This window comes from Vescimonas sanitatis (genome assembly GCF_049060325.1).
GTDB classification, from domain to species: domain Bacteria; phylum Bacillota; class Clostridia; order Oscillospirales; family Oscillospiraceae; genus Vescimonas; species Vescimonas sanitatis.
The window spans coordinates 110,989-137,102 of sequence record NZ_JBMGPW010000002.1; the positions used below are offsets into that span (position 1 = coordinate 110,989).

At 59.0% G+C, this 26,114-nt stretch carries 27 protein-coding genes and 2 tRNA genes; 16 read left to right on the forward strand and 13 right to left on the reverse strand.

What is annotated here, in order from left to right:
- Positions 1-46 precede the first annotated feature (46 nt).
- The 4 genes from dinB to ACOMDU_RS03420 all read left to right on the forward strand — a co-directional run bounded on the left by dinB (position 47) and on the right by ACOMDU_RS03420 (position 4,115).
- Positions 47-1,267 (forward strand): DNA polymerase IV, encoded by a 1,221-nt coding sequence (dinB, locus tag ACOMDU_RS03405; protein WP_421129038.1) that lies wholly within the window; start codon positions 47-49, stop codon positions 1,265-1,267.
- Positions 1,268-1,349: 82 nt separating this feature from the next.
- A complete protein-coding gene (gene sigK / locus ACOMDU_RS03410) occupies positions 1,350-2,042 on the forward strand; it encodes an RNA polymerase sporulation sigma factor SigK (RefSeq protein ID WP_421129039.1) in 693 nt (230 codons plus the stop codon).
- Positions 2,043-2,207: 165 nt separating this feature from the next.
- The gene (locus tag ACOMDU_RS03415) at positions 2,208-3,749 is read left to right on the forward strand and encodes a 4Fe-4S dicluster domain-containing protein (RefSeq protein WP_421129040.1); all 1,542 of its coding nucleotides are present in this window, start codon (positions 2,208-2,210) and stop codon (positions 3,747-3,749) included.
- 183 nt (positions 3,750-3,932) lie between these two features.
- Positions 3,933-4,115, forward strand: coding sequence for a hypothetical protein (locus tag ACOMDU_RS03420; protein ID WP_421129041.1), 183 nt, complete (start codon positions 3,933-3,935; stop codon positions 4,113-4,115).
- Positions 4,116-4,160: 45 nt separating this feature from the next.
- On the opposite strand, the gene ACOMDU_RS03425 is transcribed toward ACOMDU_RS03420, so the two are convergent.
- The 5 genes from ACOMDU_RS03425 to dusB form a co-directional block, all read right to left on the reverse strand.
- Positions 4,161-6,338 (reverse strand): LTA synthase family protein, encoded by a 2,178-nt coding sequence (locus ACOMDU_RS03425; protein WP_421129042.1) that lies wholly within the window; start codon positions 6,336-6,338, stop codon positions 4,161-4,163.
- Between the two features lie 154 nt (positions 6,339-6,492).
- On the reverse strand, positions 6,493-6,999 hold the full coding sequence (locus ACOMDU_RS03430) for a QueT transporter family protein (RefSeq protein ID WP_421129043.1): 507 nt from the start codon (positions 6,997-6,999) through the stop codon (positions 6,493-6,495).
- On the reverse strand, positions 6,996-7,637 hold the full coding sequence (locus ACOMDU_RS03435; RefSeq protein ID WP_421129044.1) for a hypothetical protein: 642 nt from the start codon (positions 7,635-7,637) through the stop codon (positions 6,996-6,998). The genes ACOMDU_RS03430 and ACOMDU_RS03435 overlap by 4 nt, the downstream gene beginning before the upstream one ends.
- On the reverse strand, positions 7,634-8,230 hold the full coding sequence (locus ACOMDU_RS03440) for an RNA polymerase sigma factor (RefSeq protein ID WP_421129046.1): 597 nt from the start codon (positions 8,228-8,230) through the stop codon (positions 7,634-7,636). Before ACOMDU_RS03440 ends, ACOMDU_RS03435 begins: the two co-directional genes overlap by 4 nt.
- Positions 8,227-9,195 carry a tRNA dihydrouridine synthase DusB gene (dusB, locus tag ACOMDU_RS03445; RefSeq protein ID WP_421129047.1) on the reverse strand — a complete coding sequence of 323 codons (969 nt, stop codon included), beginning with the start codon at positions 9,193-9,195 and terminating at the stop codon, positions 8,227-8,229. Before dusB ends, ACOMDU_RS03440 begins: the two co-directional genes overlap by 4 nt.
- 119 nt (positions 9,196-9,314) lie before the next feature.
- Between dusB and ACOMDU_RS03450 the strand changes: the two genes are divergently transcribed.
- The 5 genes from ACOMDU_RS03450 to ACOMDU_RS03470 all read left to right on the forward strand — a co-directional run bounded on the left by ACOMDU_RS03450 (position 9,315) and on the right by ACOMDU_RS03470 (position 11,420).
- Complete coding sequence (locus ACOMDU_RS03450; RefSeq protein WP_421129049.1) at positions 9,315-9,692, forward strand: GntR family transcriptional regulator; 378 nt, start codon at positions 9,315-9,317, stop codon at positions 9,690-9,692.
- On the forward strand, positions 9,689-10,519 hold the full coding sequence (locus ACOMDU_RS03455; protein WP_421129051.1) for an ABC transporter ATP-binding protein: 831 nt from the start codon (positions 9,689-9,691) through the stop codon (positions 10,517-10,519). Before ACOMDU_RS03450 ends, ACOMDU_RS03455 begins: the two co-directional genes overlap by 4 nt.
- Position 10,520: 1 nt before the next feature.
- Positions 10,521-11,132: an ABC-2 transporter permease gene (locus ACOMDU_RS03460; RefSeq protein ID WP_421129053.1), complete on the forward strand. Its 612-nt coding sequence runs from the start codon at positions 10,521-10,523 to the stop codon at positions 11,130-11,132.
- 130 nt (positions 11,133-11,262) lie between these two features.
- A tRNA-Asp gene (locus ACOMDU_RS03465) sits at positions 11,263-11,339 on the forward strand.
- A gap of 5 nt (positions 11,340-11,344) precedes the next feature.
- Positions 11,345-11,420: transfer RNA gene (locus tag ACOMDU_RS03470), tRNA-Thr, on the forward strand.
- Positions 11,421-11,620: 200 nt separating this feature from the next.
- Here the strand turns inward: ACOMDU_RS03470 and ACOMDU_RS03475 are convergent.
- From ACOMDU_RS03475 to ACOMDU_RS03490, 4 genes are all read right to left on the reverse strand, one after another.
- On the reverse strand, positions 11,621-11,923 hold the full coding sequence (locus ACOMDU_RS03475) for a hypothetical protein (RefSeq protein ID WP_421129054.1): 303 nt from the start codon (positions 11,921-11,923) through the stop codon (positions 11,621-11,623).
- 90 nt (positions 11,924-12,013) lie between these two features.
- A complete protein-coding gene (locus ACOMDU_RS03480; RefSeq protein ID WP_421129056.1) occupies positions 12,014-12,622 on the reverse strand; it encodes a hypothetical protein in 609 nt (202 codons plus the stop codon).
- A 601-nt stretch (positions 12,623-13,223) separates the two neighbouring features.
- Positions 13,224-13,544, reverse strand: a complete 321-nt coding sequence (locus tag ACOMDU_RS03485) for a hypothetical protein (protein ID WP_421129057.1) — start codon at positions 13,542-13,544, stop codon at positions 13,224-13,226.
- A gap of 129 nt (positions 13,545-13,673) precedes the next feature.
- Entirely contained in the window at positions 13,674-14,048 is a 375-nt protein-coding gene (locus ACOMDU_RS03490; protein WP_421129058.1) for a site-specific integrase, read from the reverse strand.
- A 466-nt stretch (positions 14,049-14,514) separates the two neighbouring features.
- Here ACOMDU_RS03490 and ACOMDU_RS03495 point away from each other — a divergent pair, with 466 nt between their 5' ends.
- Positions 14,515-15,213, forward strand: a complete 699-nt coding sequence (locus ACOMDU_RS03495) for a hypothetical protein (RefSeq protein WP_421129059.1) — start codon at positions 14,515-14,517, stop codon at positions 15,211-15,213.
- 11 nt (positions 15,214-15,224) lie between these two features.
- Here the strand turns inward: ACOMDU_RS03495 and ACOMDU_RS03500 are convergent, their stop codons facing one another.
- Complete coding sequence (locus ACOMDU_RS03500; protein WP_421129060.1) at positions 15,225-16,091, reverse strand: DegV family protein; 867 nt, start codon at positions 16,089-16,091, stop codon at positions 15,225-15,227.
- A 128-nt stretch (positions 16,092-16,219) separates the two neighbouring features.
- On the opposite strand from ACOMDU_RS03500, the gene ACOMDU_RS03505 reads away from it, so the two are divergent.
- Positions 16,220-16,912: a response regulator transcription factor gene (locus ACOMDU_RS03505; protein ID WP_421129061.1), complete on the forward strand. Its 693-nt coding sequence runs from the start codon at positions 16,220-16,222 to the stop codon at positions 16,910-16,912.
- Positions 16,899-17,954, forward strand: coding sequence for an ATP-binding protein (locus tag ACOMDU_RS03510; protein ID WP_421129062.1), 1,056 nt, complete (start codon positions 16,899-16,901; stop codon positions 17,952-17,954). The genes ACOMDU_RS03505 and ACOMDU_RS03510 overlap by 14 nt, the downstream gene beginning before the upstream one ends.
- 291 nt (positions 17,955-18,245) lie before the next feature.
- On the opposite strand, the gene ACOMDU_RS03515 is transcribed toward ACOMDU_RS03510, so the two are convergent.
- The 3 genes from ACOMDU_RS03515 to ACOMDU_RS03525 form a co-directional block, all read right to left on the reverse strand.
- Positions 18,246-19,637, reverse strand: a complete 1,392-nt coding sequence (locus ACOMDU_RS03515) for an alanine/glycine:cation symporter family protein (protein WP_421129063.1) — start codon at positions 19,635-19,637, stop codon at positions 18,246-18,248.
- A 123-nt stretch (positions 19,638-19,760) separates the two neighbouring features.
- On the reverse strand, positions 19,761-21,422 hold the full coding sequence (locus ACOMDU_RS03520; protein ID WP_421129064.1) for a M20/M25/M40 family metallo-hydrolase: 1,662 nt from the start codon (positions 21,420-21,422) through the stop codon (positions 19,761-19,763).
- A 29-nt stretch (positions 21,423-21,451) separates the two neighbouring features.
- Positions 21,452-23,098, reverse strand: coding sequence for an amidohydrolase (locus ACOMDU_RS03525; RefSeq protein WP_421129065.1), 1,647 nt, complete (start codon positions 23,096-23,098; stop codon positions 21,452-21,454).
- 253 nt (positions 23,099-23,351) lie between these two features.
- On the opposite strand from ACOMDU_RS03525, the gene ACOMDU_RS03530 reads away from it, so the two are divergent.
- The 4 genes from ACOMDU_RS03530 (at position 23,352) to ACOMDU_RS03545 (ending at position 26,081) form a co-directional block, all read left to right on the forward strand.
- Entirely contained in the window at positions 23,352-24,071 is a 720-nt protein-coding gene (locus ACOMDU_RS03530) for a helix-turn-helix domain-containing protein (RefSeq protein WP_022135172.1), read from the forward strand.
- A gap of 206 nt (positions 24,072-24,277) precedes the next feature.
- Positions 24,278-24,796: an RNA polymerase sigma factor gene (locus ACOMDU_RS03535; RefSeq protein WP_421129067.1), complete on the forward strand. Its 519-nt coding sequence runs from the start codon at positions 24,278-24,280 to the stop codon at positions 24,794-24,796.
- Positions 24,793-25,656, forward strand: coding sequence for a hypothetical protein (locus tag ACOMDU_RS03540; RefSeq protein ID WP_421129068.1), 864 nt, complete (start codon positions 24,793-24,795; stop codon positions 25,654-25,656). The genes ACOMDU_RS03535 and ACOMDU_RS03540 overlap by 4 nt, the downstream gene beginning before the upstream one ends.
- Positions 25,657-25,658: 2 nt before the next feature.
- The gene (locus ACOMDU_RS03545) at positions 25,659-26,081 is read left to right on the forward strand and encodes a hypothetical protein (protein WP_421129069.1); all 423 of its coding nucleotides are present in this window, start codon (positions 25,659-25,661) and stop codon (positions 26,079-26,081) included.
- Positions 26,082-26,114 lie beyond the last annotated feature (33 nt).

Consider the following 26,114-nt stretch of genomic DNA (forward strand, 5'->3'; position numbering starts at 1 on the left):
TATCATATACTGCCAAAGAAATTTGCTGTGCCGGGAGGTGAAAAGCATGGGAGAGCGCATCATACTGCACTGTGATCTGAACAGCTTTTACGCCTCTGTGGAGCTGCTGGACAAGCCCGCTTTGTGGGAGGTCCCGGTGGCCGTCTGCGGCGACCCGAAGACCCGCCACGGCATCATTCTGGCCAAGAACGAACCCGCCAAAAAGTACGGAATACAAACGGCTGAGACGGTCTGGCAGGCCAAAAAGAAGTGCCCCGGCCTCGTACTTCTGCCGCCCCATCACGACCTGTATAAAATGTGGTCCGTCCGCGTCAACGACATCTACGAGCGCTTCACCGACCTGATCGAGCCCTTTGGGATCGACGAGAGCTGGCTGGATGTCACCGGCAGCCTCCACCTCTTCGGCGGCGACGCGGAAAAACTGGCCAATAAAATTCGAAAAACAGTAAAAAATGAGACAGGATTAACAATTTCTGTGGGAGTTTCGTTCAATAAAGTGTTTGCCAAGCTGGGCAGCGATATGAAAAAACCGGACGCTACAACGGTCATTCCGATAGACGGGTGGCAAAATATCGTTTGGCCGCAGCCGCTGGGCAACCTGTTGTACGCCGGCCGCGCCGCCACCCAGACCCTGAAAAAATACGGTATAGAAACCATCGGTCAGTTGGCCGCCTGCGATCCCGCCATGCCCGAGCAGCTGCTGGGAAAGATGGGCCGCCAGCTGTGGGAATACGCCAACGGTCTTGACAAAAGCCCTGTTAAGCCACGCCACGCCGCCGATCCGGTCAAGTCCGTGGGCAACGGCACTACCTTCCCCGATGACCTGGTGCGCTGGGAACAGATCTGCGCCGGCTTGATGCCTCTGTGCGACAGTGTGGCCGCCCGCCTGCGCCGCCACGGCCTGTATGCCGGCGGCGTCAGCGTGACGCTGAAAGACGTATCGTTCAAAACATTCAGCCGCCAGACCCGCTTGGACGCGCCTACCCATCTGGTCCGGGATATTTACCGTGCGGCTGCGGACCTGGCCCGGCAGCTGTGGAAGCCGCCTGCCCGCCTTCGCTCCATGACCGTAACGGCGCTGTACGTCACCGAGACGTGCAGCACTTTCCAACAGTTGGATCTGCTGGACAGTACCGCTCAGGCCTGCGGTCAGCGGCAGGAGCAGCTGGAGGAGGCCGTGGACGCTATCCGCCAAAAATACGGCAGGACGGCCATTGCCTTCGGCAATGGCGAGGAGGGTGAGGCCCTTCCGGAGGAGGAACTGTAACACGGACGACGCTGCCGTCCGTGTTCTTTTTGTATAGGGACATTCCCATAGGGCATAGGGTGTTGTGAAAGGAGCGATGCGTATGCTGTCTGCTGCACTGTTGCTGCTGTGCAACAGCCTGTTTTTGTCCCTGCACCTGACCGGTAGCGCCGGGTCCTTCCCCAAGCCCCTGTCTGCTGCCCGGGAGAGGGAGTGCCTGGAGCGCTGTGCCGCCGGAGATTTGGAGGCCCGGAATATACTGGTGGAGCACAATCTGCGCCTGGTGGCCCACATCATCAAGAAGTATTACACGCAGTCCACTGACCAGGAGGACCTGATCTCCATCGGAACGATCGGGCTTATCAAGGCGGTCAATACCTTCCGCCCTGACAAGGGAATCAAGCTGGCCACCTACGCCGCTCGTTGTATAGAAAATGAGATACTAATGTACTTCCGGGGACAGAAAAAATTGCAGGGGGAGGTGTCGCTGAACGAGGCGCTGGACACGGGGCCGGAGGGTGACGCATTGTATTTGGGCGATGTGGTGGGAGAAGAGGACACCATGCTGGAGGAGCTGCAAAGCAAGGAGGACAGACGTCTGCTGCATCAGCTGCTGGCCCGGGAGCTGACCCCTCGGGAGGCGGATGTTCTGCGGCGGCGCTACGGCCTGGACGGCCATTTGCCCCAGACACAGCGGCAGGTGGCGCTCCATTACGGTATCAGCCGCAGCTATGTGTCCCGTATTGAAAAAAAGGCGCTGCACAAGCTGGAGGAGGCCCTGCGGGACCGGAGATAAAAGGCATCTTAACAACGCCTTAACGGCTGTGGCGGAAGGCTGTGCAGGTTGCATGAGGAAACATTCGCGCGGCGATAGAAATTCTCGCAACTGCACATTGTTTTCCATAATGAATTTGTTATAATGGTAACAAAAGACTGGGGGTTTCGGAGGAAAAGTGTACCTATGAGAAACTTTAAATGCTCCATCGCGGATATGCGTAAGCAAGTGTTTGCCGAGGTGGCGCGGCTGGCCTATGAGGGCGGAGACTACCGCCGCATGGAAAAGCTGCCCTACAAGATCGTTCCCGGTGAGGTGGGAAACCAACGGGAGTCCATCTTTCTGGAACGGGCTATCGTAGGCGAGCGCATACGGCTGGCTATGGGCCTGCCCCTGCGGCCGGTGGCGGAGCACAGCCTGCTCAGCGACGGGGTGGAGGAGAGTGCCATCGCGGAGAAGTACTACGATCCTCCGCTGGTGAACATCATAAAATACGCCTGTAACGGCTGCACGCCTACTCACTATGAGGTCACGAATGCCTGCCAGGGCTGTCTGGCCCGCCATTGCCAGAATGCCTGCCATAAGGGGGCCGTTGCTATCGAACGCGGACAGGCGCATATCGACCAGGATAAGTGCATCAAGTGCGGCAAATGCCGGGATGCCTGCTCTTACCACGCCATCATCAAGTTTACCCGGCCTTGCCAGGAGGCCTGCGGCATGAATGCCATTGGCCAGGATGAGTACGGCCACGCCAAGATCGACTATGACAAGTGCGTCAACTGCGGTATGTGCCTGGTGAATTGCCCCTTCGGAGCGATCGTGGATAAGGGACAGCTGTTCCAACTGATCCACGCCATCCGTCGGGGCGACGAGGTGGTGGCGGTGATCGCGCCGGCCTTCTGGGGCCAGTTCGGAGACAATGTAACGCCGGGGCAGATCAAGGCCGCTATGCAGCAGCTGGGGTTCGCCGCGCTGGAGGAGGTGGCCGTGGGCGCCGATCTGTGCGCGGTGGAGGAAGCCGAGGAGTTTTTGCGTATGGTGCCGGAGAAGCAGCCATTTATGGCGACCTCCTGTTGTCCGGCATGGTCTGTGATGGCCAAAAAGGAGTTCCCCGGCTTTGCGCCGTATATCTCCATGACCATGACGCCTATGGTGCTGACAGCGCGGCTGCAGAAGCGCCGGCGTCCCGGGTGCCGCGTCGTCTTTATCGGTCCCTGCGCCGCCAAAAAGCTGGAGGCCAGCCGCCGCAGTGTCCGCAGTGATGTGGATTTTGTCATCACCTTCGAGGAGCTGAGGGGAATGTTTGAGGCCAAGGGAATCGATTTCAGCCAGATCCCCGATCTGCCCTCCCACTATGAGGCCAGTGCCCCCGGCGTAGGCTTTGCCGCCGGCGGCGGCGTGGCCAAGGCGGTGGAGGAGGTGATCCACCGCCTGCACCCGGAGGTGGCGGTCAAGACCGCCGCCGCGGAGGGGCTGAACGAGTGCCGGCGGATGCTGCGTATCGCCCGGACGGGCAAGTATGACGGCTATCTGCTGGAGGGCATGGCCTGCCCCGGCGGGTGTATTGCCGGTGCCGGCACTGTGCAGCCGCCGGAGAAATCCCGCCGTGCACTGGAGAAGTATAAGGCGGCGGTATCTATCAGTAACCCGATGGACTCCCAGTATCTGGAGGGGACCCGCCTTCTGTACGAAAACGAGGCGGACTGGGACCGCGTGGGTCGGCATTGACGAATTTGGTGTACAGAAAGAACGAAAGCGCTCCAGATGGGGCGCTTTCGCCCGTTGTGACGAAGATGGCGGCGGCAGCAGACGTGTTCCGCCGCGCTTCGACCGTATGCGGTGTTATAATGGCAGACAGCAGAGTGCCTACCGCCAGCCGGGCGGCGGAGAAATGGGGGTATAACAACGGAAATGGAACGGTATAAGCGTGAGCACAGGCGCTATATCCTGCGCCGCATGGTGTATGAGCTGTTCGGCGTTGGCGGTGAGAACGGTGGACGTCCCATATCTGCGGCGGCCGCGGCGAAGCCGGTATCCGGGGGAGATGCGAGATCCGGCGCGGAGACAACGGCGGGCGGCGCGGGCAGCCGCTGAGTACATAGGAAAACGAGCGCCGTCCGACAGGACGGCGCTCGCTGCTTATGTCTCCGGTTCTATGTAGTCCGGCTGCTCCAGTGTTTCCTCCGGCGTCATATCCTCCGCCGGGGTGGGGGTGGGGAGCTGCGGCGCGTTGGGGGCACGGTCTCCCAGGGCAATGGCGTAATAGTCATAGGTCACCAGCAGTTCCGCGTAGTAGTATTGCAGGGACACACGGTCGTTGATGGCGTTGACATAGCCCTCCGGCACCGTGACGCCGGGGTTGGCGGTGAAGGTGCGGGTAGAGGACTCATACACGCCGGCGGCGGTGGCCCAGCTGTTGCCGGCAGCAGTGGGCAAGATCACCAGCGGGATACTGCCGTAGGCATCGGCGGGGTCGTAGTCCTGATCCAGTACGTCCCGGCCGGACAGCAGACGGGAGTCATATTCCAGTCCGAACAGATTGCTCAGCGTGGGCACGATGTCCACGGCACTGCACGGTTCGGATACGGTAACAGCTTCCTCCATGCCGCCGCACCAGAGGATCAGCGCATTGCGGTAGCGGGAGGTGTCACGCTCCGAGTCTGTAAAGCCCCGCAGCTCGTTGTAATAGTCCGTGTCTGTCTCTGACAGCAGGTAGGGGTAGTGGTCGGCGGCCAGGCAGATGACGGTGTCGCCGGCAATACCGGCCTGCTCCAGCGCGTTTACCAGGTAGGTCAGTGCGTTCTCCAGCTCCAGGTTGGCGGCCACATAGGCCTGGACCTGGGGGGAGGCGTTGGGATAGGCGGCCTGAGCCTTGGCACGGTTTTTGGCGGCCATGGCGTGGCCCCATCCGTAGCCGCCGTGGCCGCTGACGGTCATGTAGTAGGTATGGAAGGGTGTGCCGTTCTGTACATAGGCGTCAATATACTGCGTGATGGTGTTCTGAATCATCTCCAGATCGGAGTAGGGCCAGCTGCCGTCCTCGGTCAGCTGCAGACCGTTGCCCTGACCTTGATAGTCGTAACCAAGGTTGGGATGGGTTTTGTCCCGGCGGTAGTAGTTGTAGATATTGTTGTGGTAGGCGGCGGTGGTGTAGCCCAGAGCCCGGAACTGATTGCCCAGGGCAAAGGGCATACTGTTGTTGGCTGTGGCGTAGAAGCTGACATTGCCGTTGACCCACGTGGGGAGCAGACCGGTCATCACCGCGTACTCGCCGCCGGTGGTAGATTGGCCCCAGCCGGGCTGATAGAAATTGTCGAACACGAAGCCCTCGTGGGTCAGACGGTAGAGGGTAGGCGTCAGCTCCTCACTGATGAACCAGGGAGAAAAGGACTCGGCGGTGAAAAGAATGAGGTTCTTGCCCTGGAACATACCGGTGTACGCGTTCTGCTTGGAGGGCGTCAGCGAGCCGAAGTAGTCGGACATACGGGCCACGGTGCTGCTGGAGGCGTTCTCTGCCAGGGCGGCAAAATCGATGTTCATGGTATTTTCGCCGTAGACCACCGGCGTTGTGACAACAGGGGTGTTATCCGGTACATCTGCGTTCGTGCCAGTGTCCGGCAGCCGGGGACTGGGGTGCCCGAAAATGGCGTAGGTGATCTCCAGACGGACACTGGCGTTGAGCCCGAAGTGGGTCACGCCGGTGTCGGTGGTGAAGTTGTAGGTGTAGGCGTCGTGATAGGTGCCCCAGCGGGCCAGGCCGCTGCCGATGCCGCCGAACAGCAGGCATACGACCAGCAGGAACAGCAGGGACCAGCGGCCCATGCGCTGCTCGGTGACGATGCGCCGGCGCAGCAGAATGCACAGTGCCAGCGGAACAAAGGCCAGCAGGATAAAGGGCAGGCGGGGCAGCACGACATCCGGCAGGACCGTGTCGCCGAAACCGCCCACTACATCGCTGGCCATGTTGCCGATGAACGCCAGGGCGAAGTAGGACTTGAAGTAACTGCGGCAGCAGTACTCCACGCACACCAGCACCGTCCACAGGGCGGTGGCGGCGATAGAGACGATGGTAGCCGCCTGGCGGTGACGGAACAGATTGATGAGCAGACTCCAGGACAGTCCTGCGCCCAGTGCGAACAGCACCACCAGCACAAGCGTCCCGGTAAAGAAGGTGCTCTGCCTGTCGAAGGCCCGCAGCAGCAGCTCGTGGTACAGCAGCGCCGCCGGGAAAAATACCCAGTTCAGCGGGCCGCGGGGCAGAGAACTGGTGTCCAGGCGGGAGGTGGCGGTATGTTTTTTTCTATCTCTCTCGTTCATACAACGTATACGTCCTTTAATGGAGCCCGAGGGGCGCCGTGGTAAGTGTTAGGGTAACACAACGCGCCGTGGATTGCAACCGGCCCGGAGTGCATTTCAGGTCCGCAGAGCAGCGTTTGCGGCAAAAAGCCCTCCTCACGGAGGGCTTTTTCATTCATCGGTTCTGCAAATAGCGCTGTAAGGCATTGCTCTTGTCCAGCCGCCACAGCAGCAGGCCGCCCAAGCCATAGCAGGCCACGGCCTCGCCCAGGCCCACGGTCAGGGCATTGAAGGCGTAGGTGGGCCAGAAAGCAGCGGAGGTACCCGCTTGCTCATAGGCCAGGACAAGGCCGATAAGCACGGTGTTGGCGATCACCGGCGGCAGAGGGGCCAGCCACTTCTTTTGGCACCGGGCGGTCAGCAGGGCGGCCAGCAGGGTGGCGGCGGAGCCGACCACGATGTCCAGCACGCCGTAGGGACTGAGCAGGTTGGCGATCAGGCAGCCCACGCCCAGACCCCAGGCCGTCTCCGGCAGGAAGAAGGGCAGGACGCACAGCGCCTCGGAAAAACGGCACTGGATAGGACCGTAGGTGATGCCGAAAATAGAGCCGAAATAGCTGAGAACGGCGTAGGCGGCGGCGGTCAGCGCCGCGAGGGTCAGTTGCTTGGTGTGTAGCTTCACGGGGTCGTTTCCTCCTGTTCCAACACATACCAGTCGCCCTCCAGCGCGAAACCGGAGGCCACCATGGCATTTTTCAGCAGGTCCGTATTGCCGGAGGGATGGGTGTCCGCATCGGCAATGGCCACCTGCACCGCATCATCCGCACGGGCCAGGACCTCCAGCGTACAGCCCTGCTGCTCCAGCAGCGCGGCCGCATGGTCCAGAGCGCTGTCCATCGGGTCAAAGGGTTGGTCGTGTGCGGAGTTGTTCTTTTGTGCCTGCTCGGTGTATCCGCCGGTGCCGTCAGACGGCGCGGCGCCATCTGGCACATCGCTGCGGTTTCCACCGTAGTAGCTGCTGACCATGTCGTTGTCGGCATTCGTATCGGCGGGGGCGGCGTCATCTGCAGCGTGATCGGTCCGGCCGGCGCGGCCTTGCAGCGCCAGGGGAAACGCCGCGCCCACGATGACCAGACATGCGGCGGCGGTCAGCAACCATTTCTTATAATTGCGTTTGGAATCGGAGGCGGCGCTGCCGCCCTGAGGCGTTCTCTCCACCTGTGCCATAATGCGGTCCGTCAGGTCGGAGGGCGGCAGGGCGTCGCTCGCCAGCGCTTCGCGAAGTAATTTGTCCATCGGGTCAAAGGGCTGCTGTGTCACGGCTGCTCCCTCCTTTCACTGATCTCTGTCTGTAAGACGGCCCCACCGTCAAAAAGGTTCCCGCTGCCGTCCAGCAATTCCCGCAGCCGCATCTTGGCCCGGCTGATGCGGGACTTCACGGTGCCCTCACTGATCTCCAGCGCCGCGGCGATCTCGGCATAGTCCAGCTCCTGCATATACCGCAGCAGCAGGACCTGCCGGTGCTCCTCTGACAGCCGGGACAGCGCACGGCGGACGGCCTGCTGTGCTTCCGCCTGCTCTGCCTGGTCCTGCGGGCTGGGACCATCGTCCGGCAGCTCCAGCTCGGTGACGTCGTCCATGCCCCGATGGCGCTTCTCCCGGCGGAGCCAGTCGATGGCGGCGTTGGTGGTCAGGCGATAGAGCCATGTGGAAAAGCGGCAGGTGCCGCGGAACTCCGGCAGTGCCCGCCACGCGGCAAGAAATACCTCCTGTGTCACGTCGTCTGCCGCCGCTTCGCCGCACATTCGCAGGGCAAGACGGTACACCTGCGTCTGATAGGCCTCCACCAGCAGGCGAAAAGCCTCGCTGTCGCCCTGCTGGGCGCGGCGCAGGATGTCCTGTTCATTGTTCATCGCAGATCCCTCCTGACACCCGCCGCCACCCGGTACAGTTCCTCCAGTGTGGTCAGGCGGACGATTTGTTCTTTGTAGTAATTGGCGTGGCTGACACCCTTAAGGTACCAGCACAGCTGCTTGCGGGCCTCCAGCAGGGCGATGTGCTCGCCCTTGTCCGCAACGGCCAGTTCGATCTGCCGCACGGCGGTGTCCCAGCGCTCCGCCAGCGGCGGCAGGGGAGGAATGGGACGGCCCTCCAGCGCTGCCTGGGCCTGTTGAAACAGCCACGGGTTGCCGAAGCAGCCCCGGCCGATCATGGCCATGTCCGCACCGGTGAACTGTAAAATGCGGACGGCGTCCTCTGCCGAAAAGATGTCGCCGTTGGCGATGACCGGCACGGATACCGCTTCCTTCACCTGGCGGATGGTGGTCCAGTCAGCCTGACCGCTGTACATTTGGGTGCGGGTGCGGCCGTGGACGGCAATGGCGCTGACGCCTGCCTGCTCCAGCATTTTGGACAACTCAACGGCGTTGATACTGCCTTTGTCCCAGCCCCGGCGCATTTTCACCGTCACGGGTACGGGGCTGGCCTTGACCACCGCCTCGGCCAGTCGGGCAGCCTTCTCTGGGTCCTTCATCAGGGCGGAGCCGTCACCGTTGGCCACTACCTTGCCCACCGGGCAGCCCATATTGATGTCGATAATGTCTGCGCCGGATATCTCGGCGGCGATGACGGCGGCTTCAGCCATGCAGGGGATATCGCTGCCGAAGATCTGGGCAGCGGCGGGCTTTTCGTTGGGGGCCAGCTTCAAAAGGCCCCGGCTTTTCTTGTCCTGATAGCACAGAGCCTTGGCACTGACCAGCTCTGTGCAGCTCATGCCTGCGCCCAGCTCACGGCAGATCTGGCGGAAGGCCAGATCCGTAACACCGGCCATGGGTGCCAGGTACAGTTTGGAGTGTATTTCTACGTTTCCGATATACATGAAGGGCTCCTTTGTGTGTACTGCGTTTCTGCCGGATATTGTACCACAGAAATTTGCTATTGACAATCGGAATTAACTGTGTATACTGTACATATACAGTTTGCACAAGGAGGCCTCTTATGCAGCTATACATCGACAACCGCAGCGGCGCGCCCATCTATGACCAGATATACAGCCAGATCAAGGATGCCATATTGTCCGGACAGGTGACCGAGGGCGAGGCGCTGCCCAGCATACGGGCGCTGGCCAAGGATCTGCGTATCAGTGTCATTACCACCAAGCGGGCCTATGACGAGCTGGAGAGCGAGGGGTTCATCTACACGCTGCCCGGCAAGGGGTGCTTCGTGGCGGAGCGCAGCACGGAACTGCTGCGGGAGGAGAATTTGAAGAAGATAGAGGGCCATATGCAGGAGGTCCGCCGTTTGGCGTCCGCCTGCCGGCTGACAGAGAATGAATTGGACGAGATGTGGCGCTTGCAGAAGGAGGAAGCAGAATGAATGCATTGGAGATACGCGGCCTGACGAAGCGGCGGGGTGATTTTGCCTTACAGGGGCTTGACCTGACGCTGCCCGCCGGCTGCATCATGGGTCTGATCGGCGAGAATGGCGCGGGCAAGTCCACCGCCATACGGCTGATACTGAACGGCCTGCGGCGGGATGGCGGTACCATCGCCGTTTACGGAAAGGACAACCGGGCGCTGACTGCATTGGAGCGGGAGGACATCGGCGTGGTGCTGGACGAGGTGGGACTGCCGGAGTACATGAACGCGCAGCAGATCGGCTGCATGATGGCGGGCATTTTCACCCGATGGCAGCCGGAGGTGTACAGAGACTATCTGCGGCGGCTGGCGCTGCCGGAGGATAAGCCCTTCAAGGACTTCTCCCGAGGCATGAGGATGCGGCTGGGGCTGGCTGCGGCGCTGAGCCATCAACCGAAGCTTCTGTTGCTGGACGAGGCCACCAGCGGCCTTGACCCGGTGGTGCGGGACGATATCCTGACCATTCTCTCGGACTTTACCCGGGATGAGGAGCATGCCGTGCTGATATCCAGCCACATCGTCAGCGATCTGGAGAAGATATGCGACTACATCGCATTTTTGCACAGGGGGCGTCTGCTGCTGTGCGAGGAAAAGGACCGGCTGACGGAGGAATACGGCATCCTGCGGGGTACCACAGAGGGCATCGAGCCGGCGGCGGTATGCGGACAGCGCGCCACACCCTACGGCACGGAGTATCTGCTGCGGCGTGATGCGGTGCCTGCCGGCATGGCGCTGGGACAGGTGAATATTGAGGATCTGTTCGTGTTCATGGCAAAGGAGGTGTGAGATGAAGGGATTGTTTTACAAGGAGGCGCGGAGCCTGTGGCACTTCGGCAAGACGTATTTGCTGATGCTGGTGATTTTTCTGGGGCTTGCCCTGTACCAGTCCACGGACAGCAACGGGGGCGCGGTGTGGATGCTGTATCCCATATTCTTCGCCGGGACGCTGCCGGCGTCGCTGATCGGCGACGATGAAAAGAGCGGCTGGTTCTCCTGCTGCGATACGCTGCCCGTGACCCGGCGGCAGATCGTGACGGTCAAGTACATCACCTGCCTTGTCACGGCGGCGGCAGTCTGCCTGCTGGCGGTGCCGGTGGTGCTGCTGCGGCACGATACCGCGGCGGCCATGCCGTTTCTGGCGATGATGGCTCCGGTGGGACTGATCGCCCCCTCGGTCATGCTGCCCACCACCTACAAGCTGGGCGCCACCAAGGGGCGCGTGGTGTATATCGTCATGCTGATGGTCGTGGCGGGGGTCTGTGCGCTGCTGGTAAACCTATCCAAGGAGTCCGGCGCGCCGGCCACGCTGTCTCCGCTGGCGACTATGGCCATCTCGCTGGCTGTGTTTATCGGCAGCTGGGCGCTGTCCGTGAAGTGGTTCAAGGCCCGGGAGCTGTAAATAGAGCAGAGGGCGGCGATTACCCGCCGCCCTCTGAAAAAATTGCAGGAAAAACAGGAAATGGGTGTTGACATTCTGCGCGGTACTTGCTATAATAAGCAAGCTTGAGTTCCAAGACGAAAGCGCACATGGCCAAGTAGTTCAGTTGGTTAGAACGCCAGCCTGTCACGCTGGAGGTCGAGGGTTCGAGCCCCTTCTTGGTCGCCATATATGCTGCTGTAGCTCAGTAGGTAGAGCGCATCCTTGGTAAGGATGAGGTCACCAGTTCAAATCTGGTCAGCAGCTCCAAAAAGTCCTGTTTTCGAGAGAAAACAGGACTTTTTCTTTACTTTTCGGTGGATTTGATTCGTGGGTCAGGGGGCGGGTCAACTTTGACCCACACCCTGACCCACACGCGGAAATGCGCAGAAAGGGCGAAAAAGGAGCGGAAAGGAAGTTCGGCAATCTATCAGATGGCTTTTGCTACTTTTAATGCACAATATGCGTATTCATTCATCTTTTAATCGCCTAAGTGGAACCTCAAACTGTTCTACCATTTGGTACATAGGTTCTTTCCCCTCAAGGAAGTCTTGATAGTCTGGATACTCTTCGTAAAGCTTCAGCTTTTGAAGGACTTCCCGCGCCGTTTTAGCGCCTACACTCCGACTCCAGCCAGCAAAACCTATTGAATAGTTAATTGTTTCGGGCTTAAATGGCCACGGCCTTTTTACTTCTCGCCGCAAATGAATTTTCCCATTCTCCAATTTTGTTGTAATGTTTGCCCCCTCCAGTGCGGCTATAAATTCTTTCATTGTTGGCGAAACATGATTGTCCCATGCCTGTCCAGCCGCCCTCTGTTTTGACGGTTACGGACAAATCACTTGAAAAATATTGCACTGCTATTATGCACCACTGTAACGAGAACGCATTGTATACTCCGTTCCGTTTCGTGTTAGTAGGAAACCAATGGGACTGCCTTGATAAAGGATGTCAATCCACCGCTGATCGGCACTCCCGATGGGGCTGATGACCCCTTCATATTGAAAGGAAACATCTATTTCCACAATCCAAGTATCTTTACTGATTTCAGATGGTCTAAGTACGTATATGTCCGCGCTTTCTCTGTCCATATCAGTCGTTGGCAGTAGGCGCACTTTGAGATCCCTGTACTCCGTAATCGTAAATGTTCGAGCATCGGAAGGAGTCATCAAGTCGTCGAGGAACGATTTTGCTAATTCGACAGCAGCTTCCTCGGGATAGGTAGTGCTTTCTTCAGAATCTAAGGCTCCCTCTCCGCTTACATAAACGTACAGTTTTGTATTCTCGATGGGAATGGAATACGGCGTTTTAGGTTGAGGATCACTGACGGGTACTTGAGGCAGCGGGACATTGGCAGGTATCTGAATTCTGCGCAACACAAGCAATGCAACCAGCGCACACAGCACTGCAGCAACCATCCAGTGGATATGCTTTCTGCGTATATATTGAGCGAATTTACCATCGTGTGCCATTTGCTAACCTCCTTACCTGTTTCTTCCTACCTTCAGAAACGTGATGACCTAGCGATCTCTTTTTTAGTCGATTCCCCTCACATTCATAAAGCGGTAGTTTTAAGCCCACCGCAAAGGACTGCCTTGCGGTGTAAAGAATACTGTGGATTGGATTTCTTTTCTGCACCTCATTATAATAATACAAACCGCGCGGAAGTAAAAGGGGATAAATACAAACAAGCCATTTATTTTCCGCCAAGGCTTTCACTACTTGTTTTGTAAACACACGAACACAAGCAATTAGGCTGAATATTTCATATGTCACCTCCCTACTGATATGCCAACGTGGATGCTCTATTAGTATAGTTGATTTAACATGGCCGATTATTACAACATTTCCCAATTAATTGAAATTTGTCCTGGTTCTCCTGCCCAGATGTCTCTATCAGAGTTAGGCTCTCCTTGGGCGAATATCCCTACAGCACCGAGTGCAGGGTGTGTCCATCTGACACGGAAGAAGATTTGGTTGCTGTTGTCCCGAGTGTGCTACCTGCAACACAGATATTTTTATTGTAACATGGACTGCCGCGCTTTGCAACGAGGGGGTTTGTTAAGTGCCAAGTCAGATTCTTGGCATACCCCGTGTGCTGGTGACCTCGCGGACGCTGCCGCCGCGCAGCTCGTTGTATTCCTCGCGTGTCATATCCACGTCGGCGGCCAGCAGATGGTTGGTGATATTGTGCTCCACGGTCAGGTTGAACAGCAGCTTGGACATGCGGTTTGCGAACACGCCCAGCGTTCCCTTCAGCACGTCAGCCACTGCGTGGGGCAGGAACGCACCGGCGTTCTGCACCTTCAGGTAGCCGTCGTAGAACCGAACAGCCTTCTCTACGAACTCACTTTGGCTGCCGCAGTTAGCCAGTGGCGCGTTTATTTCTATCATTTTCTTTGCTTCCGGCGTAAGCCCAAAAGCGTACTGTTCCTCCTTGAATTTTTTACCGTGACCCCGCAGTTTTTCCCGTAACTGCCGTCACTCCTGCCATACGGAAGGCAAAGGATACTCAGTACGGAGCTATCCTGCGTCATATCTCAAGCATCCCTTGCGATCCTGCGCTGGCGGCTTTTTTGTTCTTGCGTGGGTATAGATATCCAGCGTGGCGGAGAGCTGGCTGTGGCCGAGGATACCCGCTACCGTTGCCATATCCGCACCGCCCGCGATCATCAGGCTGGCAGCGGTGTGGCGCAGGCTGTGGATATTGAGCTGCTCTCGGTCGATATCCCGCCATTGCAGGGCGCAGCACTCGCCGCGCCGCATCCCCGTGGCAATGATAAGCTTGAAGTATGTCTCATACTTGATGCTCTCATTTTCCAGTGCGGCGATGATTTTCTGCGCCGTTTCTTCGTCGGCAATCTTTTTCCCTGTTTTCTTACCTGCGTAGCGCGACATGGAAGTGGTGACAGAACACCTATTTCCATGGAATATGTTTTCTGTTGTGAGCTACGAGTATCATTTATGGCCGGTAGTCTTGCATTACCGAGACTCGCTCTCGAGGAGGAAATAGACGTACCAATCACTGGAAATGTGCTTTCAGGCAATGGCTTTCCTGTTATGTCACGTTTTGGTTAACACAAGTCACTTTCCAACAATCCTTCCAACAAACGCCCCAAATCTACGCAAAACTTCTCGATACATATTAAAACACATCAACACGAGAAGATCCCCCAATCCCTTGCAGCACAGGGGATTGGGGGATCTTACTTGGCATAAATGGGTACACCGTAAACGCATCCACGGCTTTTTGCATAACTAACGTAGCGAATGTGTGCCCTTACGCAAAGTTCTTCCTATGGAACTTGTACGAACGCCATCCAAGTGATATACTTTTTGAAACGCCCCGGAAAGGACTGAGTGTATGGACCGCGCTGCCGACTTGTGGACCTTGGTCAGCAATTTAAAAAATGCCGCTTATGATGAACCGGTACATATTCTGCAAATGCTGGGCGATAAGCTTATCAATGATTGCCGCATCGAGGTCTTTGGCGTGACCATTGAGCCGCTATGGGTAGAGGCCTATTGCTATGACGAAACGCATTTTCCCGACTACAATACCCATCGCAGCCGCAAGCAAAAAAACCGGTTTGGACAGCTGTATTTCCATGAGCGAGGCTACGGCGGTGTGGATATTTGCTTATCAAATTCGGAGGATTTCTGCCTGTCCTTTCTGCTGAAGGCTACTCTCGCCAACGGGCACTTTCTGACACAGACGCAGCTTCCGCGCGTGCTGTTGAGCACCGGCAAAACGAAAGCGGACTTCGAGCATCTGGAGGACATACTCCGCCCTGCGGACGCCCGTCACACCATCTGCCACACGACCCGTGTGAACTTGACCAAACCCTGTTACAGCGACGCCCCGCTGACCTCATTTGCGCTGGACGCAATTCCCAAGTATGATTTCCGGTTTGCCCGGAAAAACCTTCGAGAGAATGTACGGGCGTACCTGCTGGCCTATATGGCCGCGCATCCAGACTGTACCGAACAAGAATGCAGGGCAGAGTGCCGCCGTGTGTTCGGATGGGTGCCCGACCTGGTGCGGACATGGGTGCACAACTGATGCGCAGCTTGTTATTGCTCCGGTTGCCGCAGGAACAGCACACCCAGGGTGCCGGGGCCGCAGTGTGAGGACACAGTACAGCCAGCCTGGGTGACGAATACCTCCTGAAAGGGTGCCAACTCCCGTACCAGCTTCGTCAGCTCCTGTAGGGTGGTCTCCGCCACCTCGCCGGAGTGGGTGATGAAAGCGTGATCAGCCACAACTGTCTTATCCGCCAGCCGTTCGGCGACATACTGGCGGTACACCTTTTCCATGGCGCCGCGGTACTTTTTGCAGACTGCCAGCTTGCCCTCCCGCATTTCAAGGCAGGGCTTCAGCTTCAGCATATTGGCGCCCAGCGCCGTCACACCGCTGCAGCGGCCGCCCTTCCACATAAACTCCAGCGTGTCCAGTACGAAGCTGGTGTCGCTGCAGGGTGCCAGGCGGCGCAGCTCCGCGGCGATGTCCGCCGCCGCCATACCGCTGTCCCGTAGCTTGGCCCCCTGTAGTGCCAGCAGCCCGCCGCCGGTGGAGAGCTGGCGGCTGTCCACCACGTGGATCTGTCCCTGGTCCGTCAGCTCCTGTGCCGCCAGTACCGCGTTCTGGCAGGTGCAGGACAGCTCCGAGCTGATGTCGATGTGGACGATGTCATAGCCCTCCGCTAAAAGCGGGGAGAAAAATGCCTTGAACGCCTCTGGACTGATCGCTGTTGTTTTGGGCAGGGTGCCGTTCCGGCGGTAATCGGTGTACAGCTCCGCCGAGGTGTAGTTTCCGTCATCAGGGAAGACACGCCCGCCACTCTGGATAGTCAGGGGTATGGTGCGGATATGGAAGCGCTCCAGCAGCTGGGGCGTCAGGTCACAGGTGCTGTCGTAGGTGATGCAGACAGGTCTGGGCATGGGGTGTTCCTCCTATTTTTCCTATGGTAACGGCAGTATACCGAAGAAACCTCAACGTAAGCTCAAAAAATCTCGATTTTTGAGAACAGGTGTGATAAAATCCAAAAAAACACAAGGGAGGGACAGCCATGTTCCGCATTTTGGTGGCCGAGGACGATGACAACGCCAGATTTCTGATGTGCGAGGTGCTGCGGCGTGCCGGGTACGAGCCGTGCCCTGCGCGGGACGGTGTGGAGGCGCTGGAGGTGATGGAACACTACCAGTGCGATCTGGCGGTGGTGGATATCACTATGCCGCGGATGGATGGCATTACCTTCACCCAGACGCTGCGGGAGGGGAACTGCGATCTGCCGGTGCTGATGGTGACGGCCCGCGTGACCCAGGAGGACAAGCGCCGGGGGTTCCGGGCGGGGACGGATGACTATATGGTCAAGCCAGTGGACGAGGAGGAGATGCTTTGGCGTATCGAGGCCCTGCTGCGGCGGTATTGCAGCCGGGCAGACCGACGCTTGACGGTGGGCACCACGGTGCTGGACCGCGGCTCCCTGCAGGTCATCACTCCGCAGAGTACGTGGCAGCTGTCCGCTAAGGAGTTTTTGCTGCTGTATAAGCTGCTGTCTTACCCCCGGACGCTTTTCACAAAACGGCAGCTTATCGACGACATATGGGATCTGGACAGTGATGTGGACGAGCACACTGTGGAGGTTTACATCTCCCGACTGCGAGAGAAATTCCGGGACAACCCGGATTTCGAGCTGCGGACGATTCGGGGATTTGGCTATATGGGGATGCCCCGGGAGGACGGCAATGGCCAGAAATAAGGTGAAAAAAGAAAAGCCGCCTGTCCGGCTGCTGGGCACCATGTTCCTGCTGGTGCTGGGGCTGGTGGCGGTGTATGTGGGGATGGCGTTGGGGATATTTACACTGGTGCAGCGGCTGGTGCATCTGGAGGACGCCAGCTATACGCTGCTGTGGCCTATCCTCATCCTTTCGGTCAGCGCCATCCTGGGCGTACTGCTGGCCATATTCATTTTCCGTGGGTATCTGGCGCCGCTGTCACGGTTGATGCAGGCCACGCAGTCGGTGGCGGAGGGCGATTATACCGTGCGGGTGGATATGCGGGGCGCCCGGGGCGAGGTGGCGGAATATATCCGCAGCTTTAATAAAATGGCGGAGGAACTGTCCAGCGTGGCGCTGCTGCGAATGGACTTTGTGAATACCTTTTCCCACGAGTTCAAAACGCCGCTTATCTCCATCCGGGGATTTGCCAAGCTGCTGCAAAACGACGACCTGACACCGGAGCAGCGGCGGACCTATACAGACACCGTGGTGCAGCAGTCCGAACGGCTGGCTGCCATGAGCACCCACGTTCTGGAGCTGGCCCGGTACGAAAACACCGAGATCGTGTCCGACAAGACGCTGTACAGCCTGGATGAACAGCTCCGCCGGTGTGTGCGCCAGCAGGAGAGGGAGTGGCTGAAAAAGAGCCTGACCGTGGAGGGAGACCTGGATCCGGTGGACTATTACGGCAATGAGGAGCTGGTGGAGCACATCTGGTCTAACCTGCTTTCCAACGCTATCCGGTTCACGCCCGCCGGCGGGCAGATCACCGTGGTGCTGCGGCGGGGTGAGGGAGAGGTCACCGTGTCTGTCTCCGATACGGGTATCGGTATGGACGAGGAGACACAGCGGCACATTTTCGACAGGTTCTACCGGGCTGCGCCATACCCGGATGACCGGGGCAACGGCCTGGGCCTCTCCATTGTCCGCCGGGTGGTAACGCTGTGCGGCGGGAGGGTGACGGTGTTCTCCCGCCTTGGAAATGGCTCCACATTTACCGTGACGCTGCCCGCAGAGGAATAACGGTGCGATCCGCCGGATAGTGATGTGTATAAAAAGGCACCTTTGGTTAAACAAGCACCCGCCGCACAAAAGGGAACGACCGCCCATTCGGCGGTCGTTCCCTTTTATCGTGGGGTGGGACAGGCCCCCTGAAATACCGGAAGCCCGGCCCGGCACAAGGTCGGACCGGGCCCCGGCGCTGGAGGGGACCAGCACCCTTCGCTGAGAGGTCCAGGGGGGGTAAACGCACAAAACGCGGGGAATGTCAGTACAGGGGAATTACGTTATCACTGTGTTATGCTGTGTCAGCCGTTACTTGGCAGCCTTCTTGGCTTCCTTGGCGGCCTTGTCAGCCAGGTAGTACATACCGGGAGTGTTGTAGTACTCCTTCTGCAGGTCCTTCACCTGCTTGCACATCAGCAGCAGGCCGATCATGTTCAGAATGACGATAATAGCCATGAAGCCGTCGGTGATCATGTACATGGTGGTCACGTTGGAGAACGCGCAGGCGATGCCGATGAACAGGGGATACATAAACACCCAGATCTTGGAGAACTTACGGCCGAACAGGATCTCAGCCTGGATCTGGCCGAAGAAGCCGGCGGAAATGATCGTGGAGAACACGAACAGGAACACCGTAATGGCGACGAAGATAGCACCGAAGCTGCCGAACACGGACTGGAAAGCAGCCAGGGCCAGCTGGCCGGAGCTCAGACCCTCCTGGGTCCACACGCCGGAGGCCAGAACAGCCAGGGCGGTGATGGTGCAGATAACGATGGTATCCATGAAGACTTCAAAGATACCGAACTGGGCCTGACGGATGGGGTGATCCGTATCGGCGGTGCAGTGACCGGCGATGGTGGAGCCTACGCCCGCCTCATTGGAGTACACGCCGCGGGCAGCGCCCCAACGGATAGCAGCCATGATGGTGGCGCCGGCGAAGCCGCCCACAGCGGCGCGGCCGGTGAAGGCATCCTGGAAGATCATGCCGAAAACAGCGGGGATCTCGCCCACGTTGGCGAAGATGATGATCAGAGCGCCCAGCACGTACAGGCAGGCCATCACGGGCACCAGGATGTCGGTGACGCTGGACACGCGCTTGAAGCCGCCGGCCAGGATAACGCCCACCAGAACGGCGATGATGATGCCGGTGACGGTCTGGTTTGCGCCGAAGACGTTGAACTGCTCAGCAGCGGAAACGCCCTGAGAGGCCAGGGAGGGGACCAGCTCGATCATGAAGAAGAAGGCGTAGCCGACGCCGAACACGACGCCGATCTTCTTGCCCAGACCGCGCAGGTAGTAGGCGGGGCCACCGACCCACTCGCCCACGTCGTTCTTACGACGGTACTTGATGCCCATCGCGACCTCGCAGTACTTGGTGCACATGCCGAGGATAGCCAGGATCCAGATCCAGAACACAGCGCCGGGGCCGCCCAGGGCGATAGCCACGGGCACGCCGACGATGTTGGAAGCGCCGACGGCGCAGGCCAGGGCCGCGAATGCGGCGGAGATGGGACGGACCTTGCCCTCTTCCTTCTTGGCGAACATCTTGCCGAAGGTCTGGCTCATGGCGTAGCCGAAGTGGCGGATCTGGGGGAAGCCCAGATAGATGGTCAGGAACAGACCGCCGCCGCCGATGAGGATCAAAATGGGAATGCCCCAGAACCAGTTACCAAAATCTTGAATAGCTTGCAGTATAACCATACTTTTCTCCTTTCACGCGAAACAATAGGTGATTTTCTCTGTGTTTGCGCTTGTGCGTTTTGCGTTTTGTGCTTGGTGCGTTTTGTGCGTTTTGACAGGGTCTCTCAGCGTAGGGGGGATAACTCAGCTCAGCAGATGCTTCACCGCTTCATAGGTGATGTTGGGAACATTTTGGAACGTCTGCCGCATATCCACGCGCTCGGTGAGCATATGTCCGTCGCGGCCGAAGGTACCGATATTGACAACGGGGACGTCGATCTGACGGATCTTATCCACCGGGTGCGTGTATTTCACGCCGTACTGGGGCATGTTCGTCTCCAGCGCCTGGATAGCCAGGGTGTCGTCGCACACGGCCATAAAGCTGGAGTCGGAGATGTAGGGGTAGAACATACGGGTCTTGATCTGGCGCTGGGCCTCGGGCCGCACCACCTCGATGGCGCTCTCCACCGCGTCCAGCAGAGCCTTTTCCTTGGCCGTGCGGCCGGTCATCTCGATACGGGCACTGAAGATGGAGCCGAAGAACACCACCACGGCGGGGGACTTGTCCTCAGACCACTTCCATGCCTCCTGCACCACACGCAGGCCGAACAGCCGCAGATCCAGCTCAGGATCGTCCTCATGCAGCTTCACGGTGAACTCGTGAATGGCTTTCTTGAAGGCCTCGCCGTGCACGGCGGCCAGCTCGTTATAGAACTCGTTCCAGGTGTAGACACGGGTCTTCCAGGGCAGCTGATGGAAGTCCACCTTGCTCAGCTCGCAGAAGCGCTTGTACTGGGCATTTAGGTACTCCACCGTCTCGTCAAAGGCCTCCACAGCCATCTGCTTGCTCTTTTCCAGCACGATGGAAGGACTCCAGCCGTGGGTGAAGAAGTTGTAGTAACCGAAGGCCGTCAGCGCCGTCTGCACGGTGTAGGGGCCCTTGGTGTCCATCTGCTTCAGGGAGATGGGCGGAATGGCGACCTCACCCTGGGCGATGTCGCACAAGTCAGTGTTCAGGGACATCTTCCGCGTGATGTTGGCCAGCACCAGGTTGGGGTCCAGCGCGCTGAAGGCCTGCCCCACATGGGCCTCCTTGCCGAACACGGCGAAGCAGGGCAGCAGCTTGCCGATGCTGCCGTAGTAGATGTAGCGGTTCTCGTCGCCGGGAGCGTAGTTGGTGGAGTAGTCCGCGTTGATGCACGCCACATACTCGAAGTGCTCTTTCTCCTTCAGCTCCTCCAGCAGGTCCAGGGCGGTGATGATGCCCTTGGAGTTGTCCTCCTCGTCGCACTCGCCGATAGCCAGCAGGTTGCCGTCCAGCTCCTCGGGATGCTCAGAGAAGTACTGGATCAGGTACATATGGCCTGCCACACCGGACTTCATATCCAGCGCGCCGCGGCCGAACAGATACTCGCCGGACTCGATATCGTCAATGACCTCCTGGGGCAGCACGAACGTCTCGCGCAGCTTGGCGGGCAGCTCCTCGCAGCGGAAAGCGTACTCGCGGATGGTGCCGAAATCGTCCACGCCCACGGTGTCGATGTGGCCGATGAGGATGACCGTGCGGTTGGAATTGCCCTTGGTGCCCTTCACATAGGCCAGCGTGCTGTGCCGCACCACAAAGTCGTTCTTGGTCTGGAAGCACTTGACCTGCTCGGGATGTGCCTGGAAGTAGGGCAGGGACATATAGAAGTCCTGTATATAGCGGGCCACGGCGCTCTCGCCGCCCGGCTCCTTGTTGATGCTGGGGATGGCGACCATCTCTTCCGTCAACTGCTTGACCTTGTCAAAAGAATTTAATTTCATGTCTTAGCTCCTTTGTTATGCTGCGCGTATCAGTCGCGGTGATATCTCTCGATGCCGGCCATATAGGTGTTCAGCACCTGGATGTCCTTGATGTCGTTTTCAGGAATGTGGAAGATGTCGCGGTCGATGACCACCATGTCGGCGAACTTGCCGGCCTCGATGGTTCCCATCAGGTCCTGATCGCCGTTGGCGTAGGCCACGTTCTTGCTGTACATACACACCGCGTCATACACGGATACCTTCTCGTTGGGGTGATAGCCGCCCACGGGATAGCCGTCCATATCCTGACGGGTCACGGTGGCATAGATGCCGATCCAGGGATTGAAGCTCTCCACCGGTGCGTCGGAGCCGCCGGCCATGATCAGTCCCGCGTCCAGATACGTCTTCCAGGGATAACTCAGCACGGCGCGTTCCTTGCCTACGCGCTCCTCGATCCAGTGCAGGTCGGTCATCAGGAACGTGGGCTGGATATCCAGCACGATCGGCAGCTTCTTCATGCGCTCGATCAGCTCCGGCGTGGCCATCTGGGCGTGGATGATGCGGAAGGGGAGACGCTTGGCCTGCTCCTCCGGCGTCATGCCGTCCTTCAGCCCCTGCTCAAGGCAGTACTCCACCGCGTCCAGAGTGACCTCCAGCGCCTTGTCACCGATGCAGTGGGTGGCGGGCTGCAAGCCGTGGCGGTATGCCTTGTACATTCTCTTGGCCAGATCCTCGGGGCTGATGACCAGAATGCCGGTGTTGCCGGGATCGTCCGCGTAGTCGGTGTACAGCTTGGCGGAACGGGAGCCCAGGGAGCCATCAGAGAAGCTCTTGAAGCTGCCCATCCGTGCGGCACGATAGGGATCATTCCGCTGCTCGGGTGTCAGGTTTTCCGGGTCGAACATATAGTCCAGGCACACGGCCATACGCACCGGCAGCTCGCCGCGGTCGCTGCGGGCCACATAGTCGGCGAAGTCCTCGTCATAGTGCCAGATCTCCGCGGCGTAGGTGTGCATCATGGTCACGCCCAGGCTGGAAGCCAGCGCCAGACCCTTCTTCATGCACTTCTCACGGGTGGCGGGCACCAGGAACGGGTCGGGGATCAGATTGTCGTAGATCTTGGAGGCCTGCTCACGGAAAATGCCGTTGGGATTGCCGTCAGCGTCCAGCTCCACCAGGCCGCCGGGGCCGTACACGTAGCCGTTGGTAATGTTGGCCTTCTCCAGCGCCATGGTGTTGGCTACCGCCGTGTGCAGGCACACACGCTTGATGACGATGGGGTGATCGGTGCTGGCCTCGTCCAGGTCCAGACGGGTGGGCAGCCGGTCCTCGCAGTCCTTCCACTTGGACTGGTCAAAGTTGGAGCCCTTGATCCACTCGCCCTTGGGTGTCTCTGCCGCGCGGTCACGCAGCAGCTGCAGCGCCTCGGCGCGGGAGGTGGCGCCACCCAGGTCCACCGTGGTATAAGTCTGGCAGAAAGCGAAGAAGTGCAGGTGGGAGTCGCCCATGCCGGGAAGCACAGTTTTGCCCTGCAGATTAATGCACTTTGCGCAGTCAAAGTGCTCCAGCGCCTCTTCCTTTGTGCCCACATAGGCAAATTTGCCGTCCTTCAGCACCACTGCTTCCTTGCAGACGCCCGGCGCTTCCATCGTGTAGATCTTGCCGCCATAAAACAACGTATCAGCTTTGACCTTCATTTTGTACACCTCTCCAATTTCAACGTAGTATTATTGTGATTTTGTACAGTTTTGCGTACGTAAGGTTTACCTTAGTTGCCATTATAACGGAAAATGGACCGGGTGGCAATTTGCCGCCTGTTCCCCCTGCGGAACAATTTGTGCAAATTATGTTTCCTGAGCGGAACGTTTGTTGACATATTTGACGTATTTTGCTATAATCGTTAAAAACCAGTGAAAAAATGAGCCTGAATTGATTTTGAGGAAATCACCTATGGACACTGCAAGAGAGAATATCACAAGAGAAGTCGGCAGCCGCATCCGCTACGCCCGCAAAAGCCGGGGTATGTCGATGGACGAGCTGGCTCAGGCCATCTACAAGACCCGTTCGGCCATCTCCAAGTACGAGAACGGACAGATCTCCGTGGATATTGCCACGCTTTACGACATCGCCAACGCCCTGAAGGTCAGCATCTATGATCTGCTGTACCGCAATACACCGGATATTGACCAGGAGTACAACGCGGAGGTGCCCGCCTTTTTCCGGGAGGTCTCCCAATTATATATGTACTTCTTCGACGGCCGGGTCAACCGCGCCCAGTGCACCGTGATCGATATATTCCCCACGGAGGAGAGCAGCACGGCCGAGGTGCTCATGTACATGAACATCAAGGACCTGGCCCACTACCGGGTCTGTGAGAGCACCTACCACGGCACCCTGACCCACTACGAGGCGTTCAGCGCCATGCTGTTCCAGAATGACGATATGCCCATGGACAAATACCAGATCGGCATTCCCCAGCCCTATATGGACGACGACCGGAAGTGGGTGCTGACCTATGGCATCTCCTGCCGACCGCTGATGCCCTCCGCCGCCAAGCGCCTTCTCAGCAAAACACCGCTTTCCATCGACAAGGCGCTGGTCCAGGAGCTGAAGATATCCAAGGAGGATATCCGCCTGATGAAGCATTATAATATGTTCGTCATGGTGTAGCCGGCATCGCCTTCTGTATATGTATGAACAGTCTTACCCGAAAAGGACGCCCCGGCGTCCTTTTTCCATAGGGAAACGCGTTTTTTGAAAAAATTTTCGGTTTTACTGTCCGCATTTGCTCCGCTGCGCCGTTTACAGAGTGAAGACGCAGGACGGAGACACACTGCCGTCCGCACACAGCTGCAGCGCAGAAGGGAGGAGGGCCTATGCTGCTCTATACCCAGACCATAGAGGATCCCCGGCAGACCCGGCAGTTCGAGGACATATACACTGCCTGCCGGGGCCGTCTGCTGGCCCTGGCCCGCCGGAAGCTCTGCGGCGGCGCGGAGGCCGAGGACGCAGTGCACCAGGCGTTTCTGGCGCTGGCGGAGCACTTTCCGCGGCTGTGCCGCCTGCCTCGCCCCCGGCTGGAGGCGTATCTGGTGGTGGTCACGGAGCGTAAGTGTATCGACTGCCTGCGGCAGCAGGCCCGCCGTGACGGCGTGCCCTTTGACGAGAACACCGTTCTGGTCACGCCGCCGCCCTGCGGCGACCCGGTGGCCGACGCTATGGGGCGCTTGCCGCCCCGCTGCCGCGAGGCGCTGCTGCTGCGCTACGGCTGCGGCTACAGCACCCGTGAGACGGCATCCCTGCTGGGTCTGTCCTTTGCCGCGGCCCAGAAGCTTCTGCAGCGGGCCAAGGCCGCCCTGCGTACAGAACTGGAAAAGGAGGGCATATCTGTATGAGCATTCTGCTCAATGATGAAGCGCTGTGCTGCGGCGCGCGCCGACTGGCGGTGCAGCTGGCGGCGGCACTGCCGGCGCCGGAGGATGGATTTTCCCCGGCCTTTCAGGCGGACATGACGGCGCTGACGCGCTGTGTGACCCGCCGGCAGGCGGTCCGACGATGGGGCCGACGCGCGGCGGCGGCCGCTCTGACGGCACTGCTGACCTTCGGCGCGGTGCTGGCGGCCAGTCCCACCGCCCGCGCGGCGGTCAGCCGCTGGTTCCTGCGAGTGACCAGCGTGACCACGCTTTACGACATTACGCCGTCAGCGGAGGAGCCGACACCGGAAGACTATACGCCCGCGGCCCCGGCGGGTTATACGCTGACAGGTGACTTTACCGGAGGCTATAACGATGAAAAGAGGAATGGTGTCCGGGTGATGCGCTGGACCTCCGCGCAGGGGGATATACTGTTTGAAGCCGTGCCCCTGACCGGCAGTGCACAGATCCGCGCGGAACTCCGGGACGGAAGCACCGGTGGGATATACAATACCGAGACGGGGCAGCGTCCTATGGGGGAAGAAGGAATGCCGGAGGGTTATGATGCGGCGCCGGTGACAGTGCACGGTATCTCCGCGCAGCTGTATCGCTTCGCCCCTGCGGGGCAGAGCGCTTCCCCGGCACGCCGCGGCTATGGCCTGTGGTTCTACCGTGGGGAGGACATGGCGCCGTTCCACTATGTGGCTGTACCGGCAGGCGCATCGGCGCTGGTATGGGTGGATGAGCAGGCCAACTGCTTCTTCCTGCTCACCGGCGGCGAGACACAGAGCGAACTGCTGTCTATGGCGGAGAGCGTGTATCGAAGCGAAAGGAGCGAATGAATATGAAAAAGTATGCTGTGATCGCGGCGCTGCTGGCCCTGCTTACGGTGCTGGCCGCCTGCGGCGTCCAGACCCTGCCCACCGATGAGGATGACGTACCGCCGGTGGAGGGAATCTCCCAGCCCGAGGAGGACGGGCAGACCGTCACAAAGGTGGTCTATGTTCCCATGTGGATGCAGGACTACTCCGTGGTCTACTACGACGCCAACTTGAACCGCACCGTTGAAAAGGGCGGTGATCTGACCGAGGAGGAGATCAACAGCCGGGAGGATATCGATCCCGTGCTGATGTACGGCGATGTGCTGGCCGAGCCAAACACGAAGGTGGAGTACGACCTCCACGGCTTTATCCAGAATATCTACTACCGGGGCGGCGATGGGGAGTATTACCTTGACCCGGCCACCGCCGCGGCCATGCAGCCCTGATGCGCTGAGCGCAAAGGCCCGCCCCGCAGGGGC

What these genes read in the sequence shown, in the direction of transcription:
- ACOMDU_RS03455 (WP_421129051.1), top strand. Translation starts at nt 9,689, where the DNA reads ATGAATGCATTGGAGATACGCGGCCTGACGAAGCGGCGGGGTGATTTT.
- ACOMDU_RS03530 (WP_022135172.1), top strand. Translation starts at nt 23,352, where the DNA reads ATGGACACTGCAAGAGAGAATATCACAAGAGAAGTCGGCAGCCGCATC.
- dusB (WP_421129047.1), bottom strand. Translation starts at nt 9,195, where the DNA reads ATGTATATCGGAAACGTAGAAATACACTCCAAACTGTACCTGGCACCC.
- ACOMDU_RS03450 (WP_421129049.1), top strand. Translation starts at nt 9,315, where the DNA reads ATGCAGCTATACATCGACAACCGCAGCGGCGCGCCCATCTATGACCAG.
- ACOMDU_RS03460 (WP_421129053.1), top strand. Translation starts at nt 10,521, where the DNA reads ATGAAGGGATTGTTTTACAAGGAGGCGCGGAGCCTGTGGCACTTCGGC.
- ACOMDU_RS03525 (WP_421129065.1), bottom strand. Translation starts at nt 23,098, where the DNA reads ATGAAGGTCAAAGCTGATACGTTGTTTTATGGCGGCAAGATCTACACG.
- ACOMDU_RS03540 (WP_421129068.1), top strand. Translation starts at nt 24,793, where the DNA reads ATGAGCATTCTGCTCAATGATGAAGCGCTGTGCTGCGGCGCGCGCCGA.
- ACOMDU_RS03495 (WP_421129059.1), top strand. Translation starts at nt 14,515, where the DNA reads ATGGACCGCGCTGCCGACTTGTGGACCTTGGTCAGCAATTTAAAAAAT.
- ACOMDU_RS03420 (WP_421129041.1), top strand. Translation starts at nt 3,933, where the DNA reads ATGGAACGGTATAAGCGTGAGCACAGGCGCTATATCCTGCGCCGCATG.
- ACOMDU_RS03475 (WP_421129054.1), bottom strand. Translation starts at nt 11,923, where the DNA reads ATGAAAGAATTTATAGCCGCACTGGAGGGGGCAAACATTACAACAAAA.
- ACOMDU_RS03505 (WP_421129061.1), top strand. Translation starts at nt 16,220, where the DNA reads ATGTTCCGCATTTTGGTGGCCGAGGACGATGACAACGCCAGATTTCTG.
- sigK (WP_421129039.1), top strand. Translation starts at nt 1,350, where the DNA reads ATGCTGTCTGCTGCACTGTTGCTGCTGTGCAACAGCCTGTTTTTGTCC.
- ACOMDU_RS03485 (WP_421129057.1), bottom strand. Translation starts at nt 13,544, where the DNA reads ATGATAGAAATAAACGCGCCACTGGCTAACTGCGGCAGCCAAAGTGAG.
- ACOMDU_RS03480 (WP_421129056.1), bottom strand. Translation starts at nt 12,622, where the DNA reads ATGGCACACGATGGTAAATTCGCTCAATATATACGCAGAAAGCATATC.
- ACOMDU_RS03510 (WP_421129062.1), top strand. Translation starts at nt 16,899, where the DNA reads ATGGCCAGAAATAAGGTGAAAAAAGAAAAGCCGCCTGTCCGGCTGCTG.
- ACOMDU_RS03415 (WP_421129040.1), top strand. Translation starts at nt 2,208, where the DNA reads ATGAGAAACTTTAAATGCTCCATCGCGGATATGCGTAAGCAAGTGTTT.
- ACOMDU_RS03545 (WP_421129069.1), top strand. Translation starts at nt 25,659, where the DNA reads ATGAAAAAGTATGCTGTGATCGCGGCGCTGCTGGCCCTGCTTACGGTG.
- ACOMDU_RS03500 (WP_421129060.1), bottom strand. Translation starts at nt 16,091, where the DNA reads ATGCCCAGACCTGTCTGCATCACCTACGACAGCACCTGTGACCTGACG.
- ACOMDU_RS03425 (WP_421129042.1), bottom strand. Translation starts at nt 6,338, where the DNA reads ATGAACGAGAGAGATAGAAAAAAACATACCGCCACCTCCCGCCTGGAC.
- ACOMDU_RS03535 (WP_421129067.1), top strand. Translation starts at nt 24,278, where the DNA reads ATGCTGCTCTATACCCAGACCATAGAGGATCCCCGGCAGACCCGGCAG.
- ACOMDU_RS03515 (WP_421129063.1), bottom strand. Translation starts at nt 19,637, where the DNA reads ATGGTTATACTGCAAGCTATTCAAGATTTTGGTAACTGGTTCTGGGGC.
- ACOMDU_RS03440 (WP_421129046.1), bottom strand. Translation starts at nt 8,230, where the DNA reads ATGAACAATGAACAGGACATCCTGCGCCGCGCCCAGCAGGGCGACAGC.
- ACOMDU_RS03490 (WP_421129058.1), bottom strand. Translation starts at nt 14,048, where the DNA reads ATGTCGCGCTACGCAGGTAAGAAAACAGGGAAAAAGATTGCCGACGAA.
- dinB (WP_421129038.1), top strand. Translation starts at nt 47, where the DNA reads ATGGGAGAGCGCATCATACTGCACTGTGATCTGAACAGCTTTTACGCC.
- ACOMDU_RS03520 (WP_421129064.1), bottom strand. Translation starts at nt 21,422, where the DNA reads ATGAAATTAAATTCTTTTGACAAGGTCAAGCAGTTGACGGAAGAGATG.